Origin of the sequence: Pseudoalteromonas sp. 20-MNA-CIBAN-0454 (assembly GCF_040308685.1) — a bacterium.
Classification (GTDB): domain Bacteria; phylum Pseudomonadota; class Gammaproteobacteria; order Enterobacterales; family Alteromonadaceae; genus Pseudoalteromonas; species Pseudoalteromonas nigrifaciens.
The window spans coordinates 1-5,496 of record NZ_JBEOOB010000066.1 but is presented as its reverse complement, the minus strand read 5'-3'; the positions used below and the strand labels follow the sequence as shown (position 1 = coordinate 5,496).

6 protein-coding genes are annotated in these 5,496 nt (G+C 34.8%); all 6 read left to right on the top strand.

From position 1 onward, the window contains the following. Nucleotides 1-131: 131 nt before the first annotated feature. The 6 genes from AAEZ22_RS17785 to AAEZ22_RS17760 all read left to right on the top strand — a co-directional run bounded on the left by AAEZ22_RS17785 (nt 132) and on the right by AAEZ22_RS17760 (nt 5,465). Entirely contained in the window at nt 132-401 is a 270-nt protein-coding gene (locus AAEZ22_RS17785; protein ID WP_352298261.1) for a hypothetical protein, read from the top strand. Between the two features lie 6 nt (nt 402-407). Then, on the top strand, nt 408-1,301 hold the full coding sequence (locus AAEZ22_RS17780) for a hypothetical protein (RefSeq protein ID WP_179807554.1): 894 nt from the start codon (nt 408-410) through the stop codon (nt 1,299-1,301). A gap of 141 nt (nt 1,302-1,442) precedes the next feature. Beyond that, the gene (locus AAEZ22_RS17775) at nt 1,443-1,748 is read left to right on the top strand and encodes a helix-turn-helix domain-containing protein (RefSeq protein ID WP_179807555.1); all 306 of its coding nucleotides are present in this window, start codon (nt 1,443-1,445) and stop codon (nt 1,746-1,748) included. A 100-nt stretch (nt 1,749-1,848) separates the two neighbouring features. After that, nucleotides 1,849-3,063, top strand: a complete 1,215-nt coding sequence (locus AAEZ22_RS17770) for an SIR2 family protein (RefSeq protein WP_352298257.1) — start codon at nt 1,849-1,851, stop codon at nt 3,061-3,063. Continuing rightward, a complete protein-coding gene (locus AAEZ22_RS17765) occupies nt 3,060-4,838 on the top strand; it encodes an ATP-binding protein (protein ID WP_179807308.1) in 1,779 nt (592 codons plus the stop codon). Before AAEZ22_RS17770 ends, AAEZ22_RS17765 begins: the two co-directional genes overlap by 4 nt. A 99-nt stretch (nt 4,839-4,937) precedes the next feature. Then, nucleotides 4,938-5,465 (top strand): TniQ family protein, encoded by a 528-nt coding sequence (locus AAEZ22_RS17760; protein WP_352298254.1) that lies wholly within the window; start codon nt 4,938-4,940, stop codon nt 5,463-5,465. Nucleotides 5,466-5,496 lie beyond the last annotated feature (31 nt).

Here is a 5,496-nt window from a genome sequence, read left to right as displayed (position 1 = left end):
CTGTACCGAACCTTATCAGATCAACCGGCCAAGATAATTGTCGCTAGACCGGCCACCGTAATTGTCGCTTAATAAAAAAGAAAGTATTAATTAAAAACTACTTATGTGCAGTATCTAGTATTTTGAATCGTATGGAAGGGCATGATAAAAGAATGACGAGCTCTGCATTTTTTCAGGCTATATTTAAAGTATTTGATGATGTATGTTCTTCATCATTAACTTATTATAAAAATTACCAAGAGCGCTCACTTGAAAATATTTTAGATGGAATAAGTAAAATTGATTTTGATAGGCATAGTGGCTCAAATCAACAGACTATTAGTCAAATGGCAAGTGAATTACAAACATTATTAGACATTCATTCCTCCACATTAGAAGAGCCAAATGATCTTTTAGGATAAAAAGAAATGATCCAGGAAGATTTAACTAAATCATTACTCAAGCAAATTACATCATTGAATTTATCTCCTTTACCTAATGATAAATATGCTTTTAAAGATACCATAAAGCAGAAACTATTAGACATTGGAGAGGACTTCACTTTTACTTTTAATGCTAATAAATCTTTTGAAGTTGATATTCGATGTGATGTTTACAAGAAGGCTCTGTTTTCTGACTATTTTTTTGGGCGAAGAAGGATATTAGAACAAAATAAAAGTCTTCAAAATCTTATTTCTCAAAATAATCAAGTCGCTTGGGTTTTAGTCACTGCATATTATTCAGCTTTTTATATGTCCAACGAAATATCTAAATTATTTGGTATTTATATTGCTAATTTTAGTGCTAAAGATATGGCTAACTTATTCTCTAGGGCTGATGGTGTAATACCTGACAAATTCATTAATTTAGAACAGTCAAATTTCAGTTATCAAGTAAAAGTTACGCATTCGCATTATGATGGCTTTGTGAAGTTATCTTTTTATCCCAAGTCCCCTCGGCCGCACGTAGAAGTATGGAAAAACTTATCGGAAGTAGTGGATAGATTAGATGTAAATGATATGCAAAAGCATCATAAAACACTTTTTTTAAATATATGTGATTCTAAAAATGAAAGGTGGCATATACCAAGTAGAGTCAGAAACGATTGGAATTATAAGTACACTGATTTCTATGGTGATAAAGGAGACACACTAGGGGAGATCTTTTATAAAAATATCCGAGATAAAACATCATCTTTTTCATGGGCTAATAATCGTAACATTCAGCCTCATGAATCGAATGTTACTGCGAGTATTTCATATATTTACCACTGCCTAAAATGCGTAATATTATCATTCGATAAACGTCTTGGCTTTGATTAGCCTCTTTTTAGAATGGTTCTTTAAGCATTCAACAAATATCGGGTTATTTTTAAAATTTCATAAACTAAAATATCCTTAGTACACTTGTGGGTTGAATACTAAGAGAATCTTAGCAATATGTATTTTATAGCTAAGGTTCACATGGAAACTCCAACACCTTCACGCCTAAAGTCTGCAAGAAAAGCAGCAGGCCTTACTCAGCAACAGCTAGGTATGGCGTTAGGCATGGAGCCAAACACGGCTAGTGCTCGCATGAACCAATACGAAAAAGGCAAACATGCCCCTGATTTTTTAACCATGAAACGCATTGCTAAAGAGCTAGATGTACCAGTAGCATACTTTTATTGTGAAGAAGATATTCTATCTGAACTAATTTGTGCACTTGGTAAGCTGGACAAAGACAGACAAAAAGCACTGCTCAGTCAGCTTATTGAAAATAAAAAATAGAATAGCCTTTCAATGAACATTTGGTTTTATTTGGTTACTAACGAAGTTCGAATAAAACTTACATCAGCTCCCCTAATCGAAGTAGGAAAAGGAATTAAATATGGCAAGCGAGTTCAAGCTAATGGATATATATGAGCAAAACCTTAACTTTTTAATAGGAGCTGGAGCGTCTTATGGTTTCCTTCCAACGTTAGCTCTAGAAGTTATAGATGAAGCAGGAAATAAATGTACCTTTGAAACTCTTGCAAAAAAGTATGAGTCTGAAAAACAAGCAATAACACTATTATTCATGCTCTACTATCAAGAATGTATTAGAGACGGACTACCAAATGTATTTTCAAGTATCCCTCCACATCCTAAAAGGCCAATTAATCAAGAAAATGTGATTAATGAATATAAACGTTTTTTATCCACTCTAGTTTCTATGTTAGATAGGCAAAAACCATCAGAGAAAAGAGCTAATATATTCACAACGAATTATGATAATTGCTTGGAAACAGCAAGTGAAGAATTGTTATCAGAGCGCAATGCTTTATTTGTAGTTAATGATGGAAGCGTTGGTTTTCAGACACGTACTTTTCATACGAGAAACTTCAATCATAGGGTTGTTAATAAAGGAGTTTTTGAACGCCATGATACCCTTCTACCACAAATAAACCTACTTCACGCACATGGTTCTGTTCATTGGGAAAAAGCACAAAAAGATAGTGAAATCAAACTTAATTATGGTCAGAGTAACTACAGAATTCATTTTGAACAAAAAGAACTTGATATCATAAATGCCTTCAAAGATATTTTGTATGATAAAAATAAAACAATACTCGATATAGATAGGTTTTTATCCTCGGAAGACCTATCTAAGTTGAAACCTAAAGAGTTTTGGGAAAAATATGAAAGTATCCCAATAGTTAACCCAACAAAATGGAAGTTTCACGAGACGGTATTTGAAGAAGCATACTATCAAATTTTGAGACACCTAAGTTACGAGTTAGAACGGCCTAACTCTGTTCTGATTACTTTTGGCTTTTCATTTGCCGACGAACATATTTTAAGCCTGATACTTCGTTCACTTTCTAATCCTTCTCTAACGATGTACATATCGTGCTTTGACAATGCAGAGCTAAACCTTATGCAAGATAAGTTTAAAGATTATCCAAATGTTGGCTATATTTGTTCTGATGAAAGCCTCCTTAACTTCACTAATTTTAATGATACTAAGTTCACCTTAAATAATTATAAACATAAACCAAAACAGCAAAATACGGTAGAACCTATTCCACCCCCAGTGCTCCCTTTAAATGGCGGAGAATTATGAGTATAGCTATTGGTGAAGTTATTTCGGTAAAGGGCACTAACATCGTTATAGAGCTGTATGAAGAATCTAATAAAGAAACACTTTTCTATGATGGTGTGAAATTCAATGGTGTCTCGATTCAAGAGTTTGTGCTGATTCGCCGAGGGTTCAAAGATGTGGTGGCTCGAGTTCAAGGTGAATACTTAGATGAGAGATTTAAAAGTGAAGAAAGCAATTACTACATTCGGAAAGTAGAGCTAGTTCCCATAGGATATTTTCAATCAGATAAATTCTTTGAAGGAATTAAACACCTGCCTATGATACGGGATATTGCTTATTTGATGAGTGACGATCAAGTAAAAAAAATATTTGGTAGATCTGATTACAATTTTATCGTAGGTGAAACGCTCACGGAAGAAATTCCAGTGTCATTACCATGGGAAAAGCTGTTTAATACTCATTTAGGTGTTTTTGGGAACACAGGAAGCGGAAAATCAAATACACTAACAAATCTTTACACAACCCTTTTTAGTAACAAGCTCGACAAAATTATAGGTAAAAGTCACTTTGTAGTAATTGACTTTAATGGTGAATATACCAATAACCAGTTAATAGCTAACCGAGAACATAAACAAGTATACCAGCTTGATACTCGTAGTGACGATGGTGACAAGTTCCCATTAACTAGTGAAGCTTTTTGGGATGAAGAGTTATTTGGTATTTTGTTTAAGGCCACTGAGAATACTCAAAAGCCATTCTTAAAACGTATAGTATCTGGCCGTGCTCGGTTTCAAACTAATAGCATGAGCTTAGAAAGCTACGTAAAGAAAGTACTCAAAAAAGCCCTTATAAGCACGGCACATAAGAAAGAGTTTGTTGATTTAATATATGAAATAGCAAAGCTCGTAAAATCTGTCGATTTAGAGCAATTGGCAAATCAAATGGGATGGCATGGAAAGGATGGCAAGTTATATTTTCCCAGCAAAGCTGCACATAAATTTCTCAGTGGTGGTGAATCAGATCCAGCTTATGTAACCCATTGTAAAAATAAAATTGATAGTGTTAGCATTAGCCAATTGACGCCCTTTAATGAATTAAAACTTAGAATAAATACTCAGTTGCTTTCAGACCTTGTGAGTGGGTATGTTCAATTCGATCATATACAGCCTTTATTGAAAAGAGTAGAGGCTTCTTTAACTTCCTTAGATCGAGTTTTTAACGTGGTTACTGAGCAGCCTCAACCTAAGTTGTTAACAATACTATCATTAAGAAAAACCAATCAAGAAATCAAAAAAGTTTTACCGTTATTACTTGCTAAGTTCTACTACAGTTCTCACAAGCAGCAGGTAATTAACCAAAATTCGAAGCAACAAACGTTCCATATGATAATTGACGAAGCTCACAATGTTTTGTCCATGCAGTCCACTAGGGAAAGTGAAAGCTGGAAAGATTATAGATTAGAGTTGTTCGAAGAAATTATTAAAGAAGGACGCAAGTTTGGTTTCTTTCTGACATTATCTAGCCAAAGGCCTGCTGATATTTCGCCAACAGTAATGTCTCAATTACATAATTTCTTCATTCATAGACTGGTTAATGATAGAGATCTTAAGTTGCTTGAAAACACAATTAGTTCTTTAGATGATCTTTCAAGGCAGATGATTCCTAATTTAGCGAAAGGTTGTGCTGTAATTACTGGAACTTCATTTGATATTCCTATGGTTGTTCAATTCAACGAAGTTGCCGAAGGCTCTAGGCCTGACAGTGATGATATTAATATTGGAGAGCTATGGAGTTAAACCTGTTAAGTAAATTTCATCTATTTACTCAAGTAAAGTTTGACTGACAGTAAAAGCTAATCTAAACCTAAACTAAGATTTTCTTAGTTTAGGTTGGCGATGCATTTTTTAGTTCAAACAAAACCTTATGCTGATGAAGCAATTGAAAGCTATTTGCTAAGGCTTGCAAGGGATAACTCATACGATGGCTATAGTGAGCTTGCTGATATTTTATGGCAATGGCTTGTAGAGCAAGATCATGAGCTTGAAGGTGCTTTGCCGTTAGAGCTGAGTAAGGTTGATGTTTATCATGCTAGGCAAGCGAGCAGCTTTAGAATAAGAGCGCTTAAGTTAGTAGCTCAATTAGCAGATGTAAACGCTGGTGATATTCTTGCACTTGCATGGCGGCGCAGTAACTTTAAATTTGGCAACCTAGCAGCAGTAAGCCGTAGTGAACTGACAATCCCCCTTGAACTACTTCGCACTAATAACATACCTGTTTGCATTGAATGCTTAGAGGAGTCTTCATATATTCCTTTTTATTGGCATTTAAAGCCCTATAAAACGTGCCAAAAGCATAAAACACAATTAACCTCACAATGTTGCATATTCCGGAGCATCGTGAACAGTGATTCCGGCCCATCGTGAACACCCGTTCTGGTTTTAGCGTGAACGCTCA